The 22,908-nt window shown below is 48.3% G+C and carries 19 protein-coding genes; 9 read left to right on the forward strand and 10 right to left on the reverse strand.

Annotated features, from left to right (window positions below; translation table 11 throughout):
• Genes ABT58_RS09250 through ABT58_RS09265 form a run of 4 tightly spaced genes read right to left on the reverse strand, consistent with a single transcriptional unit; the run spans position 1 to position 4,668 of the window.
• On the reverse strand, positions 1-1,455 hold the full coding sequence (locus ABT58_RS09250; RefSeq protein WP_158261755.1) for a TIGR03016 family PEP-CTERM system-associated outer membrane protein: 1,455 nt from the start codon (positions 1,453-1,455) through the stop codon (positions 1-3).
• On the reverse strand, positions 1,427-2,452 hold the full coding sequence (locus tag ABT58_RS09255) for an XrtA-associated tyrosine autokinase (RefSeq protein ID WP_205625314.1): 1,026 nt from the start codon (positions 2,450-2,452) through the stop codon (positions 1,427-1,429). Before ABT58_RS09255 ends, ABT58_RS09250 begins: the two co-directional genes overlap by 29 nt.
• Complete coding sequence (locus ABT58_RS09260; RefSeq protein WP_047874114.1) at positions 2,449-3,993, reverse strand: XrtA system polysaccharide chain length determinant; 1,545 nt, start codon at positions 3,991-3,993, stop codon at positions 2,449-2,451. Before ABT58_RS09260 ends, ABT58_RS09255 begins: the two co-directional genes overlap by 4 nt.
• A 27-nt stretch (positions 3,994-4,020) precedes the next feature.
• Positions 4,021-4,668 (reverse strand): XrtA/PEP-CTERM system exopolysaccharide export protein, encoded by a 648-nt coding sequence (locus tag ABT58_RS09265; RefSeq protein WP_107205024.1) that lies wholly within the window; start codon positions 4,666-4,668, stop codon positions 4,021-4,023.
• Between the two features lie 203 nt (positions 4,669-4,871).
• On the opposite strand from ABT58_RS09265, the gene ABT58_RS09270 reads away from it, so the two are divergent.
• The 9 genes from ABT58_RS09270 to ABT58_RS09310 are packed head-to-tail and all read left to right on the forward strand — an operon-like array spanning position 4,872 to position 16,382.
• Positions 4,872-6,269, forward strand: a complete 1,398-nt coding sequence (locus tag ABT58_RS09270) for a TIGR03013 family XrtA/PEP-CTERM system glycosyltransferase (protein WP_047874116.1) — start codon at positions 4,872-4,874, stop codon at positions 6,267-6,269.
• Positions 6,270-6,273: 4 nt separating this feature from the next.
• On the forward strand, positions 6,274-7,236 hold the full coding sequence (locus ABT58_RS09275) for an XrtA system polysaccharide deacetylase (RefSeq protein ID WP_205625315.1): 963 nt from the start codon (positions 6,274-6,276) through the stop codon (positions 7,234-7,236).
• On the forward strand, positions 7,172-8,212 hold the full coding sequence (locus tag ABT58_RS09280) for a FemAB family XrtA/PEP-CTERM system-associated protein (RefSeq protein ID WP_047874117.1): 1,041 nt from the start codon (positions 7,172-7,174) through the stop codon (positions 8,210-8,212). Before ABT58_RS09275 ends, ABT58_RS09280 begins: the two co-directional genes overlap by 65 nt.
• Positions 8,213-8,216: 4 nt before the next feature.
• Positions 8,217-9,446, forward strand: a complete 1,230-nt coding sequence (locus ABT58_RS09285) for a TIGR03087 family PEP-CTERM/XrtA system glycosyltransferase (protein ID WP_047874118.1) — start codon at positions 8,217-8,219, stop codon at positions 9,444-9,446.
• Positions 9,443-10,900 carry an exosortase A gene (xrtA, locus tag ABT58_RS23460; protein WP_053063041.1) on the forward strand — a complete coding sequence of 486 codons (1,458 nt, stop codon included), beginning with the start codon at positions 9,443-9,445 and terminating at the stop codon, positions 10,898-10,900. Before ABT58_RS09285 ends, xrtA begins: the two co-directional genes overlap by 4 nt.
• A 45-nt stretch (positions 10,901-10,945) precedes the next feature.
• Positions 10,946-12,826, forward strand: a complete 1,881-nt coding sequence (locus tag ABT58_RS09295) for an XrtA/PEP-CTERM system amidotransferase (protein ID WP_047874119.1) — start codon at positions 10,946-10,948, stop codon at positions 12,824-12,826.
• Positions 12,827-12,841: 15 nt separating this feature from the next.
• On the forward strand, positions 12,842-14,086 hold the full coding sequence (locus ABT58_RS09300) for a glycosyltransferase (RefSeq protein WP_047874120.1): 1,245 nt from the start codon (positions 12,842-12,844) through the stop codon (positions 14,084-14,086).
• On the forward strand, positions 14,083-15,249 hold the full coding sequence (locus ABT58_RS09305; RefSeq protein ID WP_047874121.1) for a glycosyltransferase family 4 protein: 1,167 nt from the start codon (positions 14,083-14,085) through the stop codon (positions 15,247-15,249). The genes ABT58_RS09300 and ABT58_RS09305 overlap by 4 nt, the downstream gene beginning before the upstream one ends.
• Before the next feature lie 17 nt (positions 15,250-15,266).
• Positions 15,267-16,382 (forward strand): glycosyltransferase, encoded by a 1,116-nt coding sequence (locus tag ABT58_RS09310; RefSeq protein ID WP_047874122.1) that lies wholly within the window; start codon positions 15,267-15,269, stop codon positions 16,380-16,382.
• Positions 16,383-16,487: 105 nt separating this feature from the next.
• Here the strand turns inward: ABT58_RS09310 and ABT58_RS09315 are convergent, their stop codons facing one another.
• From ABT58_RS09315 to ABT58_RS09340, 6 genes are all read right to left on the reverse strand, one after another.
• On the reverse strand, positions 16,488-17,219 hold the full coding sequence (locus ABT58_RS09315; protein ID WP_053063042.1) for a sugar phosphate nucleotidyltransferase: 732 nt from the start codon (positions 17,217-17,219) through the stop codon (positions 16,488-16,490).
• The gene (locus ABT58_RS09320) at positions 17,212-17,793 is read right to left on the reverse strand and encodes a D-sedoheptulose 7-phosphate isomerase (protein WP_047874123.1); all 582 of its coding nucleotides are present in this window, start codon (positions 17,791-17,793) and stop codon (positions 17,212-17,214) included. The genes ABT58_RS09315 and ABT58_RS09320 overlap by 8 nt, the downstream gene beginning before the upstream one ends.
• Entirely contained in the window at positions 17,781-18,971 is a 1,191-nt protein-coding gene (locus tag ABT58_RS09325; protein ID WP_205625316.1) for a GHMP family kinase ATP-binding protein, read from the reverse strand. The genes ABT58_RS09320 and ABT58_RS09325 overlap by 13 nt, the downstream gene beginning before the upstream one ends.
• Positions 18,946-20,295: a putative O-glycosylation ligase, exosortase A system-associated gene (locus ABT58_RS09330; protein WP_082211048.1), complete on the reverse strand. Its 1,350-nt coding sequence runs from the start codon at positions 20,293-20,295 to the stop codon at positions 18,946-18,948. Before ABT58_RS09330 ends, ABT58_RS09325 begins: the two co-directional genes overlap by 26 nt.
• Positions 20,296-20,384: 89 nt before the next feature.
• A complete protein-coding gene (locus ABT58_RS09335; RefSeq protein ID WP_047874125.1) occupies positions 20,385-21,869 on the reverse strand; it encodes an oligosaccharide flippase family protein in 1,485 nt (494 codons plus the stop codon).
• Between the two features lie 75 nt (positions 21,870-21,944).
• Complete coding sequence (locus ABT58_RS09340; RefSeq protein ID WP_146147219.1) at positions 21,945-22,742, reverse strand: hypothetical protein; 798 nt, start codon at positions 22,740-22,742, stop codon at positions 21,945-21,947.
• Between the last annotated feature and the right edge of the window lie 166 nt (positions 22,743-22,908).

Genomic DNA, 22,908 nt, shown 5'->3' on the forward strand with positions numbered 1-22,908 from the left:
CTATAAATCCACATTTAATTCAAGATAGAGGCGATTTTCATCATACCCATTGTTCGCCAATGACGAGGATTTGTTATTGTGTTCGGCCCCTGCCGTCAGGGTAACCATGGCATTTACGGTGTAACTGCCATCAATCGAAAACGTCCAATACTGATCATCCTGATCAGCGGTCTCGATATTTTTAAAGGTATAATCGCGATAATCGATCACCGCTGTCCCTTTCAAACGTCGGGAGAGTTGGTGATCAATGCTAAAAGACGCGCCATAGCCTTGCTCATCCCCTTCTCGCGAAGGACTGTTCAACGCATCAAGTTCAAAGCCATACAAAGAAAAGACATACGTTGTACGTCTGGCCGCCAAGATAGACTCCCAGGTTAAACGGCGTTCTACATTGGCTTGTGCAATATTGCCATCTCGAACAAACGTTTCTCGGTCGTAGTTTGTCACCGCCTCGGTGTAGGAGATTTCATTGGTTAAACGACGTGAACGATGAGAGAACAAAAAGTCATACGCATCGCCAAAGGCACGCTTATCGTAAGATGCGCGTAATGAGGTACGCGGAGAAGGATTTAAGTACACCGCCCCGGCCCAAAAATCCGATATATCGTCTGTTTCAGAAAAGTTATAGCTGACTTCTAAATACGATGTCTTGGTAAAAAAGTAGCGAAGCGCGGGGCCCCAACTGAGCTGATCGGCACTGTCTGATTCTGATGTACCCGAGTAATTTTCGTAGTTCAGTCGCATAAATGGCACCCAGCGGTATACCGTCTGAAAACCAATCTCTTCCCGTAACACCACAAAGGAAGTATTGGGATCATCCCCTTTCGAACGCTTATAATCGTAGGTGCCTTCAATCACCCAAAACATATCTCTCACATTGGGTCCATTCGAAAAACGCAGTGCGGCACCGCCACCATCATAGTTACCAATGTCATCTTCATAGTTGCTTGCCGTCACAAAGACTCGGCCAGTGACATTACTGTCACTCAATGGATTACTACGATAACTTACCCCCAGTTCCGCCTGCTTATTTTCAACCGTATCACCGGTAAAAATATCGGCATTCGCATTCTCATCAATCGCGGCGGCGATGTTATCGATCGAGGCACTGGCATCAAGGCGAAAGCCTTCACCTAACGCTTTATTGGCATCAAAACGGAGGGTCTGATAAAGGCTGTTATCATTGCCATCATGGCTATAGAACAGCTGATCCAAGGTATATTCCAGCGACAACGCGTTACCATCGACACCATTGGCTTCTATCCCCACCCCGGCATTGAGGGTCGTGATTAAACTCCCCTGTCGATCACTGTCTGCCTGTTTCAGGTTATCGCTATAGACGAGGCTGCCGCCAACCTGCGGTGTCACACGCACATCAGCAGCACTCATCATTGGGCTACAGCCCATTCCGACGACCAGTACGACGCTAGTCCATTGCGTTTTTCCCATAGCCATATCCATATCCGTATTGGCTATAATTGCCATACGTTGCTTTATTGATGATAAATCCCATCGCCATATCACGATTAAGCAGTGATACAGCCTCATCAACATTCGACAAAGACGTTTTAGATTGCTCCACCACGATCATGGCCTGTCCCATGAATTTGGACATGGTGATCGTTTCAATCACCCCTAACAATGGTGGGCAATCAAAGATGATCAAACGATCCGGATACCGACTGGCCAACTCTTCGGCCAAAGCCGCCATTTTGTCACTGGCCAAGAGTTCGTTACTTAAATGGTGTAACGCACCCGCAGGCAACAAACGTAATGTCGGAATATCCGTGGTATAAATCACGTCGGCAATATCGTGAACATCCCCTTCAAGGTAATCAATGAGTCCTTTTGCCGGCTGGATCCCCAGTAACTTTGACACACTGGGTTTGAGCACATCGGCATCCACCAGCAATACGGTTTTGTCTTTTTCTGACGCCACACTCAGAGCCAGATTCACAGCGGTAAAGGTTTTACCTTCATTCGGCCCCGTACTGGATATCATCACCATATTACTGTGCGTCAACATGTCAGATGCCGGACCAAAAGCGTTATATAAAATCTTATGCTTAATGGCCCGATACTCATTGGTCATGGTTGGGGTCGCTTTATCATCGTCATGCGACACCATGCCTTTTCTTTTGAGTGCATCGGTATCTATATGGAAAACCACCTCAGACGAGACAGGAAGAGGGGCATGCTCTTGCGCTTTTGCGTCAGCCGGAGCCGGCGCACCGGAGGACGGCGCTGCACTATTCGGTGTGCCTGTGGAAGCCGCCTGCACGACCGAATTGGGGGTATTTGAGTCAGCTTGAGTGTTTGCCACCTCTTGCGATGCGGGGTTGGATTCAGCGGCCGTCTTCGCCGCTTTCGACGCCATGACCCGTCCAATCAGGCTTTTTTGAGGCTTCGGCTTTCCTCTGCCTTTTTTGAATGCCTTATGAATGGAATTCATAGTGCCTCCTTCGCTTCTAAAATCATTTCATGGATAGAAGGACTGGTATTGATCGCCATAAAGCCGATAAATGTGACCAACAACAGGCCACACAGTACGGCATAACGCTTCAACTGCTTACGTTTCACCTGCTTCAATCCGGAGATCTCCGTTGCTGATACCACCCCAAAAACCGGCACTTTAGTGTGTTTAAACAGCTGCATGGGAGAAATCACCACCGGCCAAATCTGGCTGACCATGAAAGCAAGAAAGATCCCTGCGCCTAACGACAAAATCAGCACCACTGTCAAAAAAAGCGGACGCATTGGCCCGGAAGGCTCACGAGGCAATAAAGGAGGATCGACGATGCGGAATGAAATTTGATCCGATGATGCGCCAATATTTTGTGAAATCATGGCGGATTCGCGACGTGACAACAGCAAGTTATACTGACTCTTCGTCACATCGTAATTTCGCATCATATGCGTGAGCTCAGCCTCAACGGCAGGCAAATTACTTAACTTGTCCTCAATAAATACAATTTTCGATACCAGCCCCTCTTCTCTGACGACCAGCGAAGCCACTTGGTTTTCCATTTCACTGACAATAAGCTTCATTTCTTGCAGCACGACACTGTCGTTATTTACATTGCCCCCAACCGCAATCGCATCACGTTTGAGTACTTGAAGCTCTTCAATCTGACGGCGGGTTTCCCTGACATCCGGATGCTTCTCTGTAAAGCGGAACAACAAAGCATCGAGACGCGCTTGCAAAATATCAATGCGGTCATCATATTCCGTGCGGTTATTCTTGCCTTGTCGACGCAGCTCTACGATTTCTCGATTCAGCTGCTCTCGTGCTGAAGCAAGACGAGAACGGGCTTCTTTCAGCTCTAACCGCGTCGTCTCCAGATTACGCTTCAAGGCTTCCGCCATATTGAAATAGCCGCCTTCAGAACCCGGCATATAGCCGGCATTCGCCCGTTTAAACTCAGCCAGATTGGCTTCTGCCATGATCAGGCGTTTTTCATAATCTGCCAGTTGCGATTCAATGAACTCGTTGGCCTGCTCCGTATCATCTTTCTTCTGCCCGACCGCGTTTTCTACAAACACATCCAATGCCGCCTGAACGACATCTTTGACATACTTAGGGTCGCCACCGGAGTAACTGATTTTGAAAAGATTTTCTTTACCGGCTGAATTGATTTTGATTTTCTTCTTCAGGTTTTCCAACAGGTCTTCATACTCGTCCTGCGTTTCCGTTTTGACGTCTGCATCGGTATAACGGGCTATCGTTTCCAGGTTTTTACGACTTAATAAGGTCTTCACCATCAATCGCAATTCCTGCGACGGATCGTTATCAATCGCAATACCACGTAACAGCGGTTGAAGTATCGTTTTGGTATCCGCATACACCCGGGCATCCGAGGTGTATTGATTGGGCATGAATGTCACCGCCACCCATCCCAGCGGACAAATCACCCAAGCCGTAATAATGATCCAGCGCCGGCGGTGCCACACGCCATAAAGATATTGCAGCAATAAATCTAACTGTTCCTTCATGCCTCAATCTCCATTAAAACCCAACACTTAAAACCAAGATTCAGGAATGATAATGATGTCCCCGGGCAGGATATCGATGTTGGCGCGAATATCACCGTCCCTGACCAAGTCCGCCATTTTAAGGTTGAACTGTTTCTGCTGCCCATTGATCACCCGGATCAAGCGCGCATCGTTTCCGTCGGCAAATTCTGTCAATCCCCCCACTTCGACCATCACATCGAGCAACGTCATATTTTCACGGTAATTGATCGCCTGCGGGGAAGACGCTTCACCAATCACGCGAACCTGTTCGCTGTACGGCCCTACAAAGCCAGACACCATGACACTGACAATCGGATCACGCACATACTCAGCAAGGTGTGCCTCAAGGCTGCGAGCTAATTCCGTTGGCGTACGCCCTGAAGCCGGTAGATCATCGACCAGTGATGTGGAAATCATGCCATCAGGACGCACCACGTAACCCCCTGATATTTCTGGATTACCCCACACAAAGATCGACAAGCTATCCCCAGGACCAATCAAGTACTTATAGTCACTGATATTTTTGGTTAACGACGGTTGTGGTGTTGCCGATGGCAAAAGAGGTAAGTCATTGCTACTGCACCCAGAGACCGCGATCAGCAATGCCGCTAAAGTCGCAGTCCCATACGTCGCTTTAACAGCCTGTTTTTTCATATCCATATCCACCCTGCGCTGTTACTCACCGGTTACTGAGCACAAACTAATAACCAATTGAAGCACTTACGTTTATCTGACTAATTTGTGGTACTAATTTAACTATATATGATTTTTTTATTTTGCAGATTTTTTCTGCTCATCAATAATTCAGGTTGTACCTAACAAAATAAAATCAGCGTCAATATAAATAGGGATCGTTTATGGCACACTCGCGCTTTCACGATTTAAATCTGAGTAATGCAACACTGATTATCACCGATATTGTGATTCTGTCAGGGATCTACTTCTTCGCATCTTATTATTTATCAGGCATTTATTCTTCAGCACCACCTGCCTTTGATTTACGCACCTTTGCACATTTATTTTGCTTTACGCTTCCCATTCAATTAACACTATTGGCTGTTGGCCTCTATAATGAAAAGTTGCGCGAAAATTTTCGCGGTATTACTCTGCGTATTACCGTGGCCATTGTTTTAGCCTATTTACTCACCTTTACCTTGACGCTCTTGATCCCTTACCTGACTTTACCTGGTTGGACAAAACCCATCCTTTACCTGTTTGCGTTACTCGTGCTAGTCACCGCTCGCTACATTGCGATTACCAATAACTACGAACAGCTGGGGCGACGTCGTGTCATCTTGCTCGGGCACGGTAACCGGGCTCAGTTGATCAATACCAGCATGCGCCGCAAAGCAGACCGGGTGCACTTTGACCTTGTGGGATACATTGACATCCCCGGTGATCTTGCCATCGAAGAAACGAACCTGCCACGCATCACGTTGACTCAACCGCTGGAAGACTATGTACGTCAGGAAAATATCGATGAAATTGTGATTGCCGTCGATGAGCGTCGTGGCACCTTACCCACCGACAGTTTATTTAAATGTAAAATACAACATATCCTGATTACGGATGTCATTGATTTTATTGAAAGAGAAACGGGCCAAATTGCGGTTAATCATATAACACCATCGTTTGTTATTTATAATGGACACCCTTCAAAAAATAAGCTAAAGGCATTTTTAAGTTGGCTATTCAATAGCTTAATTGCCATGATTATTCTATTTGTCAGCTGGCCTTTAATCATCGCAGCCTTTATTGCAATAAAAATTGAAGACGGCTTATTTTCACCAGTCCTTTATTCTCAACAACGGGTCGGGTTACAGGGACGACTTTTCTCAATTTATAAATTCCGGAGTATGCGCGTGGACGCGGAAAGAAATGGTGCGCAAATGGCGGCAAAAGTCGACGCGCGTATCACCAGAGTCGGCGCCGTACTCCGCAAATACCGTATTGATGAATTACCGCAACTATTCAATGTGCTGCGTGGTGATATGTGTTTCGTGGGACCACGCCCTGAACGCCCACAATTTTCGGATCAATTTGCGCAAGATATTCCCTTTTATGCCCATCGCAATGATGTGAAACCCGGTCTCACCGGATGGGCACAACTGAAATACCCTTATGGTGATGGTTTGGAGGATGCCATTGAGAAACTCAAGTTTGATCTGTATTACATCAAACACCGCAGCCTCCGCTTGGACTTACTGATCCTTATTCGGACTTCTGAAATTGTGCTCTTTGGGAAAGGACGTTAATGATATGGATAATCCTCATTCTTCATCGCCGTCTGCCACCACGCAGGCCCGCCATCACCGTACGATGATCAATGCCATGACCATTGATGTCGAAGACTATTTCCACGTCTCTGCCCTGTCTTCGGTGATCACAAAAAAAGACTGGGGGACAACCTATCCCCTGCGGGTAGAAAAGAGTACGCAGCGCATTTTGCAACTCTTGGATGACTACGATACGAAAGCCACATTTTTTGTTTTAGGCTGGGTGGCTGACGCCTGCCCGCAATTGGTGAAAGACATTGCTCAGGCCGGCCATGAAGTCGCCAGCCACGGCTATGCCCATCAACGGGCCAACCAGCAGACTCAAACCGTATTTCGTGATGACGTCGCCAAATCGAAAGCCTTACTCGAGTCCCTGACAGGTCAACCCGTCTATGGTTACCGCGCCCCCAGCTTTTCCATCGATGAATCAAACCCTTGGGCATTCGAAACACTGGCCGAACTCGGTTTTCTCTATTCCAGTAGTACCTATCCGGTAAAACACGACCTGTACGGTGTGCCCGACTGGCCGCGCTTTAAGTACCGCCGTCCAGAAGGCATTACCGAGGTTCCTATCCCTACACTTACCCAATGGGGGCGCAATATTCCTATCGGCGGAGGGGGCTATTTCCGTTTCTACCCCTACGCCCTGAGCCGGTATTTAATTCGCACCTATCTGCAAAGAACCGGACAGCCTTACAGTTTCTATTTCCACCCCTGGGAGATAGACCCCGAGCAGCCCACAGTCAGCGGCATCTCACGGAAGTCACAGTTCAGGCATTACCTCAATTTGAGCCGAATGGAACAACGCTTAAAGCGGTTATTGCAAGATTTTAACTGGCATTCAATGAATCACGTTTATCAACTCTATGGGTATGACAACGATGGAAAATCTAACAATACGGAAATTATCCAAACCGCAACACCCAGCCTGGGATCAATACGTTGACCGCCATCCAGACGGCAGCTTTTTCCATTTGTCCGGCTGGCTGGATGTGATTCATTCCGTCTTCGGCCACCAGCACCATTATTTATTGGCGGAAGATGAGAATAAACTGGTTGGTGTCCTCCCGCTGTTTGAGCAAAAGAGTTGGCTATTCGGTCATGCCTTAATTTCTACGCCGTTTTGCGTCTACGGCGGTGCATTGTCGGATAACACAGTCATACGGGAAAAACTGGAAGCAGCGGCCTACGAACTGGGTTGCGATCTGAATGTGGATTACGTTGAGCTGCGTGACAAAAGCCCTGTAGAGAGTACGGGGCCTTGGGTCACCCACACTCACCATACCTCTTTTCAGTGTGCACTGCCTGAGGATCCAGAGGCGATTCTGACAACCATTAAGCGCAAACAGCGTGCTGTGATCCGGCATTCTCAGAAAAATGAACTGCAATGGGACAACACGGATAACCCACAAGTCTGTTTTGATCTGTATGCGGAAAGTGTCCGAAACCTGGGGACCCCGGTATTTTCAGGCAAACTATTCTGCGCTCTAAAAGAAACCTTTGGTGATCGCTGCGAAACCCTCATCATTCAGGACAAAGATCAGCAGCCGGTATCCGGTGTCTTGAGTTTCTACTATAAAAATCAGGTACTGCCCTACTATGGCGGCGGTAAACACGCTGCGCGCGATCTCAAAAGCAATGATTTCATGTACTTCCAATTGATGCACATTGCACAACAAAAAGGCATGACGTCCTTTGATTTTGGCCGCAGCAAAATTGACTCCGGCGCCTACAAATACAAAAAACACTGGGGCATGGAAGAGGTACCTTTGCATTACCGTATCGCACTGGTGAAAGCCAAAGCACTCCCCAACCTGTCACCCAACAATCCTAAATACAAATATTTCATTCAGGCTTGGCAAAAGCTGCCATTAAGTGTCAGTCGCCATCTTGGCCCCTTTTTATCTAAGTACTTAGGATAATGTTATGAAAGAGCCTCTATTATACCTCTGCCATCGCATCCCCTTTCCGCCAAACAAAGGGGATAAGATCACCACCTTCAACGTGCTGAAGTACCTGCAACAGCACTATGATATTCACCTCGGTTGCTTTGTGGATGATGCCTTTGACACCCGCTATCAAGAGGATGTCGCGCAGTATTGTGTCAGTAGCCAATGCATCCCTCTGTCACGTGCATATAGCAAATTAAAAGGGCTGACCGCCTTGTTAAAAGGAGAGCCGATCACTCTGCCCTTTTATGCTCGCCACAGTATGCAGCAATGGGTCGACACCACCATTGCGCAATACAACATTCGCAAAGCCTTTGTTTATTCCGGTTGTATGGCGCAATACGTGATCCCGCATACCGAACATCTGCACACCGTGATGCACTTTGCCGACATTGATTCTGATAAATGGCGTCAGTATGCCCTGAAATCCAAAGGCATCATGAAAGCCATTTACCAACGTGAACATAAAACGCTGGAAGAGTACGAAATCGCGGTCGCCAACGCCTTGGATGTCAGCTGTTTTGTCACCCAAACAGAAACCGATGCCTTCAAGGCGCTACTAGAACCTGTGATACAAGAAAAAGTCATGCCCTTGGAAAATGGTCTGGACAGCGAGTACTTCTCCCCGACGGCTGACACAACACTGGGTGAGGATTACCCACTGGATCAGGAAAATTTTATCGTGTTCACCGGTGCCATGGATTACTGGGCCAATGCCGATGCCGTCACTTGGTTTACTGAGCACGTCTGGCCCAAAATCATTACCGCCGCGCCGGATACCAAACTGTATCTGGTGGGCAGTTCACCCGGCCCTGAGGTACAGGCGTTGGCACAACAGCCCGGGGTGATCGTCACCGGACGGGTGGAAGATGTACGTCCTTACTTACAATACGCGAAGGCCGCTATCGCCCCCATGCAAATTGCCCGAGGCGTGCAAAACAAACTGCTTGAAGCCATGGCAATGGCCAAACCGATTATTGTGTCACCACTGACCATAGAGGGAATGGAAGCGTATCCCACTGAACACCTTGCTGTGGCAAACGACCCCGATGTGATCGCGCAATGGCTGGTTGATAAGCTACAAGCCCCACCGGTTATCGCCCACACATCAAGGCTGTGGATAGAGCAACACTACAGTTGGGAAGCCAAGCTAAAACCGTTATTGGGGTATCTCAACGACACCCCGGTGAATGAGGTGACGGTATGACGCAAAACAAAGCCACGTTGGTTCTGATCCCGATGTTTTGCTGGGGACTGATTTTCTACGACAGTGTGATTGATATGGTCACCGTGTGGAGCCAATCCAAGACCTACGAACATTGCTTTTTGATCTTGCCGATTTTTTTCTGGTTGGTGTGGCAAAAGCGCCACGCCTTACAGGAACAGCCGCAAGACATCGCACTGGTCCCCATCTTATTGATCCCCCTGCCTGGCTTGTTGTGGCTGGTTGGTAAAACCGCCGGCGTGAATTTATTTGAACATGCGGCAGCGGTGTTCAGTTTGCAGCTGTTACTCTGGGCCCTGATCGGCACCGCGCGTGCCAAGCAAATTTGGTTCCCGCTCTGTTACCTGACGTTTTGCATCCCTTTCGGTGAAGAGTTGATCCCCGCCCTACAGGATATTACCGCTGATCTTTCCATGTTCATGCTGTCTCTGTCCGGTATTGCAGCCTACCGTGACGGGCTCTATATCACGATTCCCAATGGTCAATTTGTGGTCGCAGAAGCCTGCTCCGGCATCCGCTTTCTGATCTCCAGCCTTGCACTTGGTACCTTGTTTGCTTATTTGCAATTTTCCAAGCTCTGGAAACGCATCGCCTTTGTCGGGTTCTCTTTTGTGTTCCCGATTATTGCCAACGGTATCCGTGCCTATGGCATTATCTTGATTGGTTATATGAGTGATATGCAGCACGCTACCGGAGCCGATCACCTGGTGTATGGCTGGCTATTTTTCAGTATCGTGATTGTCTGTATTTTTATGACAGCCAGCTTTTTTGCCGATCCCCCCACTGAAGAACAACAACACGCGATCAAAACCCGTGCTCAAAGTAAACATTACACGACGTCCATTGGTTTACTGTCCGCCCTGTTAATGTGTATTGCTTTGTGGGGACAAAGCATTCAGCAACCGACGTCAGACATCGACACAACCTCGGTATTACTGGATGAAACCCAGATTACCCATGATCACCTTCCCCGCGCCTACTGGGGCATTGCTTTCCCGTATTCCGACCATGACAAGCTGGCCACTAATGAGAACGGTGATACCTATTTTTACACCGCACGGTATGCCCTCAATCAGCCGCAAGGTGAATTGATCAGCAGTGAAAACCGCCTGTATGACAAAGAGTCATGGTCTCTCCACTCCAGTCAAAATGTGTCATTAGGTCACAATGCTGAAGCCACTAACCTCTCATTAATCGACCAAAATGGCCGTACCATGGAAGTGATTTACTGGTACTGCATCAATGATTTTTGTACTAGCGATCCATTAGCACTAAAACTGTATAAAGCGGGTCATCTGATCACCGGAGGGGATGGTCACGCCGATGTATTTGCCATTGCCAGCCGAAAAAGCCAACAAGCTCAGCAATATGCGCAACGCTGGCAGGCGGCACAACACAGCGGCGCGCAATCGACCAATACACAAGCGGCCAAATAAACCGGCCAATGGATGAATTAATGTGATCGCTCAAGGAGGAATCCCATGTGTGGTATTTCAGGTATCTTCAATCTCCATCGTTCCACGCCCATTGATGAAGCTCTCCTCAAGCGTATCAACCGCTTACAACAACATCGGGGGCCAGATGATGAAGGCTACTATGTCGATGCATTCGCAGCATTAGCCCACCGCCGTCTGTCTATCATTGATTTATCCGGCGGCCACCAGCCCCTGTTTAATGAAGATAACAGCGTGGTGGTGGTCTTTAATGGTGAGATCTACAACTACCGGGAGCTGGCACAGGAGCTCAGCGCTTTAGGTCATCAATTTCGTACTCTGAGTGATACCGAAGTGATTGTGCACGCCTGGGAGGCCTGGGGAGAAGACTGTGTTAAACGCCTTCGTGGCATGTTCGCTTTTGCGGTATGGGATACCAATACCCGAACTCTGTTTATCGGCCGAGACCGTCTGGGCAAGAAGCCCCTGTTTTACACGGTTACCCCACAAGGCCAACTTATTTTCGCCTCTGAACTGAAAGTACTGGTCGGCCACCCTGACGTCTGTACCGAACTGCGCCCCGAGATGGCAGAAGAATTCTTCATGTATGGCTATATCCCCGAGCCATACAGTGCTTACCAAAACATCTTTAAGCTAGAACCTGGGCATACTATTACCGTGCGTCCACAAAGTGGACTGGCTTCCAAGCAGTACTGGGACTTGCCCGCTCCCTCGCGTATTCTGAGCTGGGAAGAAACCCAATATTCCCTTATCGATAAACTCAAAGAGGCGGTCAATATTCGCTTGGTCGCTGACGTGCCACTCGGGGCTTTTCTCTCCGGCGGTGTCGACTCCAGTGCCATTGTCGCCTTAATGGCAGAATTGCAGGACTCCCCGGTCAATACCTGTTCGATTGGCTTTGATGAGCGGGATTTTGATGAAAGCGATTACGCACAACAAGTCGCTGAGCGCTACCATACTCACCATTGGCAGGAAATTGTCAGTCCACATGATATCAGCCTGATTGACCAACTGGCTGATATCTATGACGAGCCGTATGCCGACAGCTCAGCCCTGCCTACATACAAAGTGTGTCAACTGGCCAGCCAGCGGGTCAAAGTCGCGCTGTCAGGCGATGGCGGGGATGAAATTTTTGGCGGCTATCGTCGTCATCGCATGCATCTGGCCGAGCAACGCCTACGTGATGCCATTCCGCAACCGATTCGTAAACCCCTGTTTGGCACATTGGGGAATCTCTATCCTAAGGCCGATTGGGCACCCCGCCCGCTGCGCGCAAAGACCACCTTTCAGTCTCTGGCCATGAACATGGTAGAAGGCTATGCCAGTAGCGTGTCGAAAATACGGACGGCAGAACGCCAGAAATTATTCAGCCCGGCCTACCACCGGCAGCTGGATGGATATAACGGCATTGATATCCTCTACCAACACGCCAAACAATTCCAAACGGATGATCCGCTCAAACAAGTGCAGTATCTGGATATCAAAACGTGGCTGGCGGGAGACATTCTCACCAAGGTTGACCGAGCCAGTATGGCGCATGGTCTGGAGGTGCGCGCACCTTTATTGGATCACGCGTTTATTGAATGGGCTTATCAAATCAACAGCCAAGACAATATTCGGCACAATGAAGGGAAATACGCTTTTAAAAAATCGCTCGAACGGTATGTCAGTAATGACATTCTCTATCGCCCCAAAATGGGGTTTGGCATGCCTATCGCCCACTGGTTCCGCACGTCATTACAGTCCAGCCTGTACGACAACGTGCTCTCTGATGCGATGTGTGACAGCGGGTTCTTCAATGTCGACCAATTAAAAAAAATGATCCATGAACACCAACAAGGATACCGTGATCATGGTGTTCAACTGTGGTGCTTACTGATGTTCTCGCAGTTCATGGTAAGACAGTAAAAGGGGAGACTCGGCATGAAGTTATTGACCATCACAACCCTGTACCCGAATGCGAGTGATCCCAAACATGGGATCTTCGTGGAAACCCGTTTGCGACATCTGCAACAACATTATCCTGATGTGGCGTGTACCGTGATTGCACCGGTGCCATGGTTCCCCTTTCGTCATCCGATGTTTGGTCACTACGCACACTATGCCGATGTCCCGCTCATAGAAACCCGACACGGCATCACAATTTATCATCCACGCTATTTGGTGATCCCCAAAGTAGGGATGCAACTGCTGCCAGCCGCACTGCACCATTGCATTCTTAAGCAGGTTCGACAGTTACTACAGCAAGGACAAGACTTCGATTGTATTGATGGGCACTACTATTACCCCGAAGGCGTTGCTATCGAAAAAGTCGCCGCCGAGGTCAAACTGCCTTTTACCATGACCGCCCGGGGCACTGACATTAACCTGATCCCTCAGTTTCCTCGTCCGCTGCAGCAAATTCAGCATGTATTCAAGCAGGCTCAACATAACCTGGCGGTGTGTGAAGCACTGCGGCAAACCATGATTCTCCATGGCGCAGATCCTGCCCGCTCAACAACAGCCCGTAACGGCGTCGATCTAACCCTGTTTCCTTTTGCCGATAAGCAACAACAACAGGCTCTGCGCACCCAATTAGGATTGCCCGCAGATAAACCCATTTTCCTGTCTGTTGGCTGGTTAATTGAACGTAAAGGCCACCACTTAGTCATCGATGCGATGCTGTCACACCCGGATGCCCTATTACTTATCGCCGGAACCGGCCCCAATGAAAAAGCCTTAAAGCAGCAAGCCATAAATGCAGGCATCGAAAAGCAGGTGATCTTTTTGGGTGGACTGGATCAACCTACCTTGGCGCACTATTTTGCCGCCAGTGATCTCTCCATTCTGGCCTCAGACCGTGAAGGCTGGGCCAATGTATTACTGGAATCGATGGCATGCGGGACGCCCGTCGTCGCCACCAATATTTGGGGGACACCGGAAGTGGTCACATGTTCTGATGCGGGGGTATTGGTCGAGCGAAATGTCTCCAGCATTGCAGAAGGCATCACCACCCTTTACACCCACCTTCCGGATCGTCAAGCCACACGACGCCATGCTGAACAGTTTTCCTGGGAAGACACCGCGCACCTGCTGCATCAGATATTCACCCGCATTGTTAACGCCGACACAGCGGACGCCACCGCCCCTTCTGCCGTCACCTCAACCCATAAGGATCTGGCTTCATGAAAATTCTCTACCACCATCGTGTCGCCTCACGAGACGGCCAGTTTGTCCATATTGATGCCATCATCAACGTTTTAAAACAGCAAGGACACGAGGTGATCATCGTTGCACCAGACATCAGTGAAAACACGGATTTTGGTGACAATGGCGGCTGGGTATCGACTTTACGTCAGCGGTTGCCCGGCGCGATTGCCGAGCTGCTGGAGCTAGGTTACAGCCTGTACGATTTCATTAAGCTGTATCGCGCGATTAAACGACACCGCCCTGATGCCATTTATGAACGCTACAATCTCTTTTTACCTTCAGGCATTTGGGCTAAACAATGGTTTCAGTTACCGCTCTTGTTGGAAGTGAACTCACCGTTATACCAAGAGCGGCATGATTACACCGGCATCCATCTGCCCATGCTGGCTCGCTGGTCAGAATACTACACTTGGCGTAATGCCGATCACGTCCTGCCCGTCAGCCACGTTCTGGCAGGTTACCTCTATGAAGCCGGAGTCTCGGAACAACACGTCACCGTGATCCCGAACGGTATTGATCCTGCCCACTTTCATGCCGATATACAGGCGACGCGCCTGCCACAATTTGAAGGGAAAACCGTCATTGGTTTTGTCGGGTTTTGCCGTGAATGGCACCGATTGGATGCCGTTATGCGCCGTATTGCGACCTTCAACGACCCCAATATTCATTTATTGATCATCGGGGATGGTCCGGTATTAGCCGATCTCAAAACACTCGCAGAAACGCTGAAGATCACCAAGCAGACACACATTACCGGTCTGATCCCCCGTGATGAAATGCCAACGTGGCTCGCGCAAATTGATATTGCCCTGCAACCGGCCGTCACACCTTGGTGTTCACCGCTCAAATTGATTGAATATTTAGCGGCTGGCAAAGCGATCGTGGCACCCGATGCTGATAATATCAAAGAGCTATTAACCCACGAACACAATGCGCTGTTGTTTGAAAATGGCAATATGGAAAGCATGCTCAGCGCTATCGAACGCTTGCTTGAAAATGCCCCCTTACAAGCTGATCTTCGCCAACAAGCCAGTCAAACCATCTCTGAAAAACAACTGACCTGGTACAGCAATGGCGAAAAAATTACCCGTTTAATGGCTCTTGCACGAACCGATAACGCCATCACTCTCGAGCAAGGCTAACCCGATGAGGTGCTTACATGACAAGATCTGTGGTTCATATCGTTCATGGTTTTCACATCGGTGGGCTAGAAAAACTCATCGTCAATTGCATCAACAAAATGGGCAACCACTATCAACATACAATCATCAGCCTCACCTCTGCCAGCGACGATATAGCCAAACAGCTGAACTACCCCGTTAAGGTGATCGCCCTTGATAAGCCGCCAGGTAACAGTGCGCGTTTATACCCATTACTGTATAAGCATTTACGTACGTTAAACCCTGATATCGTGCAAACGTACAACCTTGCAACCATTGAATACCAATGTATCGCGGCACTGGCCAGGATTCCCATTCGTATCCATGCTGAACATGGCCGGGATACCTATGATCCTTTTGGTAAAGTAAAGAAATACCGCTACTTACGCAAAATCTGTGCGCCATTTATTCATCATGTCGTGGCCGTGTCCGACGATCTGTATCAATGGCTGGCACACGACGTAGGTATCCCAGAAAACAAATTGATTTTGATCCGCAATGGCATCAACACCGAACACTTTCAGCCAGCGGCCTCGTCCCGCCCATCGGACAAGAATGTGACAGCGTTCCCCCACACATTCACCTTTGGGCATGTCGCTCGGCTGCAAAGTGTTAAAAACCAGCAGCTGCTCATCCTTGCCTATCAGTCCGCTTGTGAGCAAAGCCCTACTTTCGCCGAAGACACCCAATTGGTATTAGTGGGCGATGGGGATCAACGGGCGGCGTTAGAGCAACTGGCCGCCCAATCAACGTCTGGGGCACAGATTCACTTTGCTGGCAGTCAAACAGACATGCGCGAACAATATGCCCGCTTTGACGCCTTTGTGCTGTCTTCTATCGCAGAAGGCATTCCATTAACCTTGTTAGAATCGATGTCGATGGGGATCCCGCACATTGTGACCAATGTCGGTGGGATTGGCGAAGTGATCATCGATGGCTGCACCGGTATTGGCGTCCCCTCTGAGAATCAGGCCGCACTCACCACCGCTCTATTAGAGTTCTACCATCAGAAAAATCAGCTTCCTAAAATGGGGGCTTCTGCGCGCCACCGGATAGAAGCCTCTTTCAGTGAAAACAGCATGGTTGAAGCATACAAAACCCTTTATCAAGTATAGCGATGACCCCATTTAGCTATCACCAAGAGCCATGACACGCATTCCGTCAAAAGTAAAAAAGCCGACATCATGTCGGCTTTTTCTCTTCGGTATGGCCAATGCGTCCTAACGCACCGGTAATGCACTATCGTGTTCTTTAAAATAGGCATTGGCGAGCATGTAATCATCAAAAATACCAATATCAATAAAATAGCTGTCTGATTGCTGGCTCAACAATACCCACTGCCGATCAGCGGCTTTCTCCAGGTAAGTTTTCTCAAAAGAAAATCGCTCTACCTCTACACCGTCAAATTCACTGCCTCTCAATAAATAAATGCCAGCATTAATATAGCCAGAAACACTGCGTGTCTTTTCATGAAAGCCCACCACCCGGCCGTCATCATCGAGTTGCGTGGTGCCATAGCGCCCTGTGTTATGCAGGTATTTCACCACCATCACGATATGGGCATCGGTGAGTTGTCGACACAAGCCGCTTAAATCAAACTCGCAGTAACTGTCTCCATTCACCACCAGTAACGTCTGCTGCTCCAATTGGCACTGGCGGACCGCATTGACAATGGCCCCGCCGGTTCCGAGTGGCTCATCCTCCACACTGTACTCTATGGCCACGCCACGGTACGAGTCACCAAAATAGTCTTGAATAAGCGAACGCAGGTAAGATACGGCAAGGACAATACGGGAAACATTTTGCTCTACTAAATTATCCAATACGCGTTCAATAAAAGGGCGACCAGCCACATCTACCATGGGCTTGGGTTGTGACTTGGTCATTTCACCTAACCGAGTCCCCAACCCTCCACACAGTACAATGGCGACCACATCGTCATGCTCAGCCATTAAAGTACTCCTTCTCGACATAACCACAGATCATATGGCCAATCAGAATGTGCGCCTCTTGAATTCTCGGCGTATCCGTTGAAGGCACAGCAATACACAGATCACTGCACTGATGAATATCTCCACCTTGCCCAGCAAGGCCAACAGCGGTGATCCCATGCTCTTTGGCATACGCCATCGCTTTAAGAATGTTGGGTGAATTACCTGATGTCGAAATACCAATGAAGACATCACCAGGCTGCCCATTCGCCTGAAGTTGACGTTCGAACAGTTTTTCAAAGCCATAGTCATTGCCAATCGCCGTCAGCACCGAGGTATCCGTCGTCAATGCCATGGAAGGAAGTCCCGGACGATCAAAGTTGAAGCGACTGACAAATTCAGCGGCTATATGCTGCGCATCCGCTGCACTGCCACCATTACCGGCCAGAATCACTTTATTGCCACGCTGATACGCCGCTAAACAAAGATCCGCCACTTCTCCAATCGTGGCCATCACTTCCTGCGATTCAACCAGACGTTGTTTCACCACAATAGACTGAATCGTGCTTTGCTGAAAATACGTTAAACTTTCCATGACTGCGTTCCCTCTTGCGTAAACTTGAACGGATGTATCGTACCTTCTAAATCTTCCAGTGCATTTTCGACGGCGATACGTTTTAGCGGATCAACAAACAGCATCATGAACCCACCACCACCAGCCCCAGAAATTTTGAGTGACGTCGCGCCAGCACTTATGGCCCGATCTTCAATCTGTTCAATCAGCGGTGTGGATATAGCCGGGGACGTTGCCTTCTTGGCGACCCAAGAGTCCTGAAAGAGTTTGGACATGCCATCGATATCAGAATGCAAAAGGCGCTCTTTCATCTCAAACGCCAATTGTTTTACATCGTGCATCGCCTGCAGGGGCTTTTCGGTATTCCCGGAGGTGGTTTTGACTTGATCATCGATAATTTTGGCGGATGAACGAGAAACGCCGGTGAAATACAGCAGTAGCTGGGTTTCGAGTTCATTCAAAATCGAGCGACGAATGCGTAAGGGATTCACCAACACACGGTTTTCATCATAGAATTCCATGAAATTAAACCCGCCAAACGTGGTGGCATATTGGTCCTGTTTTCCCCCAGATAATTGGCAGTCCACACGCTCAATATCATAGGCAAGTCGAGCAATGTCATACTCACCAAGCGGAAGATTGAGTAATTTCTGGTACGCGCTGATCATGGTCACGACCATGGTAGAGGACGATCCCAGTCCGCTTCCCGGAGGGGCGTCGCAGTGGGTGTACACTTTAATGGGTAAAGGCTGCCCGTGGTTATATTCACGAATAACACGGTTATACACCGCTTTATGCAGGATCAGGCGCCCTTCTAAAGGTAACTCGCCCGTCAGACTTGAATGAAACTGTTCACCGATATCTTGTGCATCAAAGAAAACGCCTTCGCAATCCTCTTCCATTTCAATGGTACAGTGTGCATACATATCAATAGTTGCATTGAGTACACACCCTCCATATTTATCGCAATAAGGAGAGAGATCCGTCCCTCCTCCGGCTAATCCTAATCTCAGTGGTGAACGTGATCGTACTATCATTGACATGTCCTCTGTCAGCCATAAATAAATGACAAAGCCGCAAAAAAATACAACAACTATTTTTAGATTGGTCGAGCATTTCAAATTATGCAAGAAAATACCCAACGCGCAGAAATAGTCCTTATCTGAATAGTCCTTATCTGGCTTGTTGCGAATGCGCAACGTCCGTCGAAGCGATGGCTTTGGTTTTTTCTTCCTGTTCTATTTGCTCAAGCGATTCACGCATCGATAAATCTAAAGCAATGACCACAGCGAAAAAAGACCAACACGCTTCTGCGTACGGCAATGACAATGCCGCCCCTGATATGCAATACGCTACAATGGACAATTTCAACATGCTGGCTAAATGATATTGCCATCGCAGTCGTTCTAAATCTTTCACCTTTCGCATAATATTGCTTAAGGTGAAATAAGCGACAACAATAATGCCGAGAAATAAACCCAAACCAAGAAAACCATGATCGCCCAGTACCTGAAAATAAATACTATGTGCGGCCCAGCCACGATCTCCTGGCTCCGGCGACTCAATAAAAGACAGTTTTTCAAAATCATCCGCCACCGAACGCCAGACATAACCAAACTGCATGGCACGGAACCCGCCGCCGACTAAAGGCCGTTCCATCGCCATCAGTGTGTACATCTTCCAGGCCTTCACACGGATCATGAACGAACCGTCTTGCTCAGCATTTTCAATAGTATTCATGCGGTTAAACCATTTTTCCGGCAGAAACTGTAACGCTAATATCGTTAACAAGCCGAAACCGAGTAAGGTCATGACTTTACGCTTACTCTTCAACCAGAAGAAACCACCGACACAGGTTAAACCGATAAAGCCCCCCCGTGATTGTGTCCCTAACACCGCCAACACGCACAGTATCAGTACCGTTATTAAACCAAGGCGGTAAAACTTCTGTTTATATTGCCCCAGCAAATACACAATCAATGGGATCACCATACACAATGCTAAAGCGAAGTGATTATTATCTGACAGGATATTATTACTCGGCCCTTTAATATGGTGGCCACCGGCCGTCGCCATAAATTTCAGGCCTTCCACTACCCCCATCAGGCCGAGTGAAAACACATAGGCCATCAATAAGTAATTAAAATGATTTCTTGTCTGTATAATAAGTGAGACAAATAAAATAATTAATAATGTCTTGGAAAACTTAACCCACTCACTCCACACATAATCAGGATCAGAAACCGTCACCGTCGTTGTTATTGTTATATGTACGGTAAAAAGCAACATCATTAATATCAGCGGGGTGAGACGCATCGGCCGTTTATACGCTGCTATTCCGTAAACGATTACCGTAATAAGGACAAACAACGTGTTATAACTGATCCCAGAAGCAAATCCGTACAACCAATGTTTAGGCACAAACAGGCCCGTCCAAAGCCATAAAGTGACAGCGACATACGGCTTACGAAATGCCAATAAAACAAGGCATGCAATCACACCAAGAAACAGTATATCCCTCATTGATGATCCCCTTTGTCGTCATCTTTAATAGAGAGATAAGTCACGATAATAAACGCGATCAAACCGGAAAGAAAAAGCGCTGATTCCATTTAATGCTCCTTCTGCCAACGAAGTTGTACACGCTTTTGAATCGCGTCATACGTGAAGTCACAGCATTCCCAGAAGTAAACAAAGCGATTTCGCAGTAGGTATGCCAATAAGCTAAATAGGCTGATATACAGCACGATCCCAGCCAGAACGCCCACAATCAGTTGAACGAGGCTATGCTGAAAGGTCCCGATAAGAGATGTTACCCCCAGGTACATCACTACACTCGAGAATAATGGCAGCGCATACACCCACAGCAAATCTGATAGCGCAACCTTCAATACGGTGTAATACAGACACCACAACCAGCACAAAAAGCCAATGCCAATCATCATCCGCAACTGCGCCAATTCCAGCACGGTTGACTGAGTGTGCGTCATAAAGACAGCGGCAATCACACCAATCGCAATGATGTCTGATAACAGCAACACGCCGAGTTTTTTCTGCACAGTGAGCGCCGTATTCAACAACCCATGCGATGACATCACCACCATCAGTCCGGCGATACTGACAATCAGTGGTTCTGCCTCCAGCCATTCATCCCCCAGCACAATCGCGGTGAAGGGCCCGGCAATGGCCATCATGCCAAAGGCACACGGAATAACGATGAGCATATTCAAACTCATCTGTTTGAGTAGGCGGTATTGAAACAATAACGGGGTTTCATGTAACTTTGCCAATACGGCAAAAAGTCCTCGGTTAATGGGGGTCACGACTTCAACAAATGATAACCAAGCAAACTCTGTGGACACGTTATACATACCCACGCTCCGTGTATCGACAATGCTCCCCAGGATCAATACATCAATACGTGAACGTAGATACCCAAACACTGACGATAAATACAGCCACTTAGAGAAATTCCATTGCTTATGCCAATAACGACACGATAACTTCGGCCAATACGGGCACATGATGTAGCCCAACGCGATTTCGGTGGCATTTAACGTGATCACACCAATGATCAATGCCCAGTATGTTTCTAAATAAATCGCTAAGCTGATTGAAACCACCGTGCCAACGGTTTTCGCCAGCATGGTATTGACTATCAATAACTTGAAATTGTAATTTTTCTCTTCAACCCCCAAGGCCACATTCCGTAACCCGAGCAAAATCGGAATGACAGAGGTCGCACGTATCACGTCCCCCATGGCCGCATTATTGACATAGGCCGCAATCCAATCGGCTGATACAAACAAAATCACCGCAGACACACATTTAATCACCAGACCCAATGTCCATAAGCTGTCCAGTTCGGCTTTCGACATGTTGCCTTGAGTGATCACAAACTTGTTGGTTCCCATGTGGGAAAAAGCCGCAAACAGAGAGACAAAAAAGGTCGCTAAAGCCGCAATACCAAAATCAGCCGGCTCCAACAATTTCAGCAAGACAATGGTATTCACCAAGCCGATCGCACGGCCATACCAATTGCAGATCAACGCCCACTTGGCGCTGTGCATGAGTCCTTCTTGATCCGATATTGCCATTTACCATCCCTATTATTGCGATATCCAATGCTCCAAGATCCCGTACTTCAAGACCTTCTATTTCAAGAACAATTGTTACCCCAGCGCTAACATCGCGGAGGCAGCAATGCGACGATACGTGCCGCCCTGATAGCGATAAGTGCCCATGAAATGGATCAGTGAAGCGAGGTCATGATCCTGTGACGTTGGCGGAAACTGATAAGTCTGATATTTAGGCCACGGCAAAACATGGGCACCATGTGCAGCAGACACGATCACGTTGGAAGCCACCTGCTCTGATCCCCAGGTATGCCATTTCTCTTCTCCCAGTGCCGACGTCATCTGGGCAGAAAACTTTCTTAACATCGGCAAATAGTGCGGGCTGGGCGGCAAGCCGACAAAGGCGGCACATCCACGAAAATACTGCGCGGTTTGGTTCTGAAAAAGAGGCAAGCGGGCAAACTCCTGTTCGGAACGCCCCTGAATATGGCAATCGCCCCAGTGCTGAGCAATGGCCGACATGTCTTTCATGGATAAGGCATTCGCCCATTCTGGCGAACCCAGTAAAAATGCACGTTGTTGTTCAATGGCAATCAAGACCTCGGTCAGATCACCGTTCACCACAATGTCAGCATCCAATTGAATGACATAATGATCGCGCGCCAATGTGAGGAGTGTAACCAGACGCTCCCAGCAATTGCCTTTTGGCAGCCCCGTCATATCGGCATCCGCAAACTCATGGATCACAATCCCGGGCAAATGATGAGCCAATAGCGAGCGATCGTCAGCCGTTAATGAGCCATCATTAAGGATATGTACCTGTGACTGCGGGCAGCGGGACAAAAAGGTTTTTACAGCAACTAAATACTCATGGATGACCCTGTGCCCGACCATAGAAAACACCACAGCCGATGCATCATGCTTTAGGGAAACAGGTTGAGAGTGAAGGATTTTGCTGAGCTGCTTATCACAAAAAAATTGACTAAAACGCCGCGTGATCCGGTAAGTCCATGCATTCATCTGCTGCCCTCCATGCCTTTGACGCAACAATGAAAGCCCA

The organism is Photobacterium aphoticum, assembly GCF_001029435.1.
In the GTDB taxonomy this organism is placed as follows: domain Bacteria; phylum Pseudomonadota; class Gammaproteobacteria; order Enterobacterales; family Vibrionaceae; genus Photobacterium; species Photobacterium aphoticum.

Coding starts and splice junctions, on each gene's coding strand:
- ABT58_RS09250 (WP_158261755.1), bottom strand. CDS start 1,455: ATGGCTATGGGAAAAACGCAATGGACTAGCGTCGTACTGGTCGTCGGA.
- ABT58_RS09255 (WP_205625314.1), bottom strand. CDS start 2,452: ATGAATTCCATTCATAAGGCATTCAAAAAAGGCAGAGGAAAGCCGAAG.
- ABT58_RS09260 (WP_047874114.1), bottom strand. CDS start 3,993: ATGAAGGAACAGTTAGATTTATTGCTGCAATATCTTTATGGCGTGTGG.
- ABT58_RS09265 (WP_107205024.1), bottom strand. CDS start 4,668: ATGAAAAAACAGGCTGTTAAAGCGACGTATGGGACTGCGACTTTAGCG.
- ABT58_RS09270 (WP_047874116.1), top strand. CDS start 4,872: ATGGCACACTCGCGCTTTCACGATTTAAATCTGAGTAATGCAACACTG.
- ABT58_RS09275 (WP_205625315.1), top strand. CDS start 6,274: ATGGATAATCCTCATTCTTCATCGCCGTCTGCCACCACGCAGGCCCGC.
- ABT58_RS09280 (WP_047874117.1), top strand. CDS start 7,172: ATGGAAAATCTAACAATACGGAAATTATCCAAACCGCAACACCCAGCC.
- ABT58_RS09285 (WP_047874118.1), top strand. CDS start 8,217: ATGAAAGAGCCTCTATTATACCTCTGCCATCGCATCCCCTTTCCGCCA.
- xrtA (WP_053063041.1), top strand. CDS start 9,443: ATGACGCAAAACAAAGCCACGTTGGTTCTGATCCCGATGTTTTGCTGG.
- ABT58_RS09295 (WP_047874119.1), top strand. CDS start 10,946: ATGTGTGGTATTTCAGGTATCTTCAATCTCCATCGTTCCACGCCCATT.
- ABT58_RS09300 (WP_047874120.1), top strand. CDS start 12,842: ATGAAGTTATTGACCATCACAACCCTGTACCCGAATGCGAGTGATCCC.
- ABT58_RS09305 (WP_047874121.1), top strand. CDS start 14,083: ATGAAAATTCTCTACCACCATCGTGTCGCCTCACGAGACGGCCAGTTT.
- ABT58_RS09310 (WP_047874122.1), top strand. CDS start 15,267: ATGACAAGATCTGTGGTTCATATCGTTCATGGTTTTCACATCGGTGGG.
- ABT58_RS09315 (WP_053063042.1), bottom strand. CDS start 17,219: ATGGCTGAGCATGACGATGTGGTCGCCATTGTACTGTGTGGAGGGTTG.
- ABT58_RS09320 (WP_047874123.1), bottom strand. CDS start 17,793: ATGGAAAGTTTAACGTATTTTCAGCAAAGCACGATTCAGTCTATTGTG.
- ABT58_RS09330 (WP_082211048.1), bottom strand. CDS start 20,295: ATGAGGGATATACTGTTTCTTGGTGTGATTGCATGCCTTGTTTTATTG.
- ABT58_RS09335 (WP_047874125.1), bottom strand. CDS start 21,869: ATGGCAATATCGGATCAAGAAGGACTCATGCACAGCGCCAAGTGGGCG.
- ABT58_RS09340 (WP_146147219.1), bottom strand. CDS start 22,742: ATGGTCGGGCACAGGGTCATCCATGAGTATTTAGTTGCTGTAAAAACC.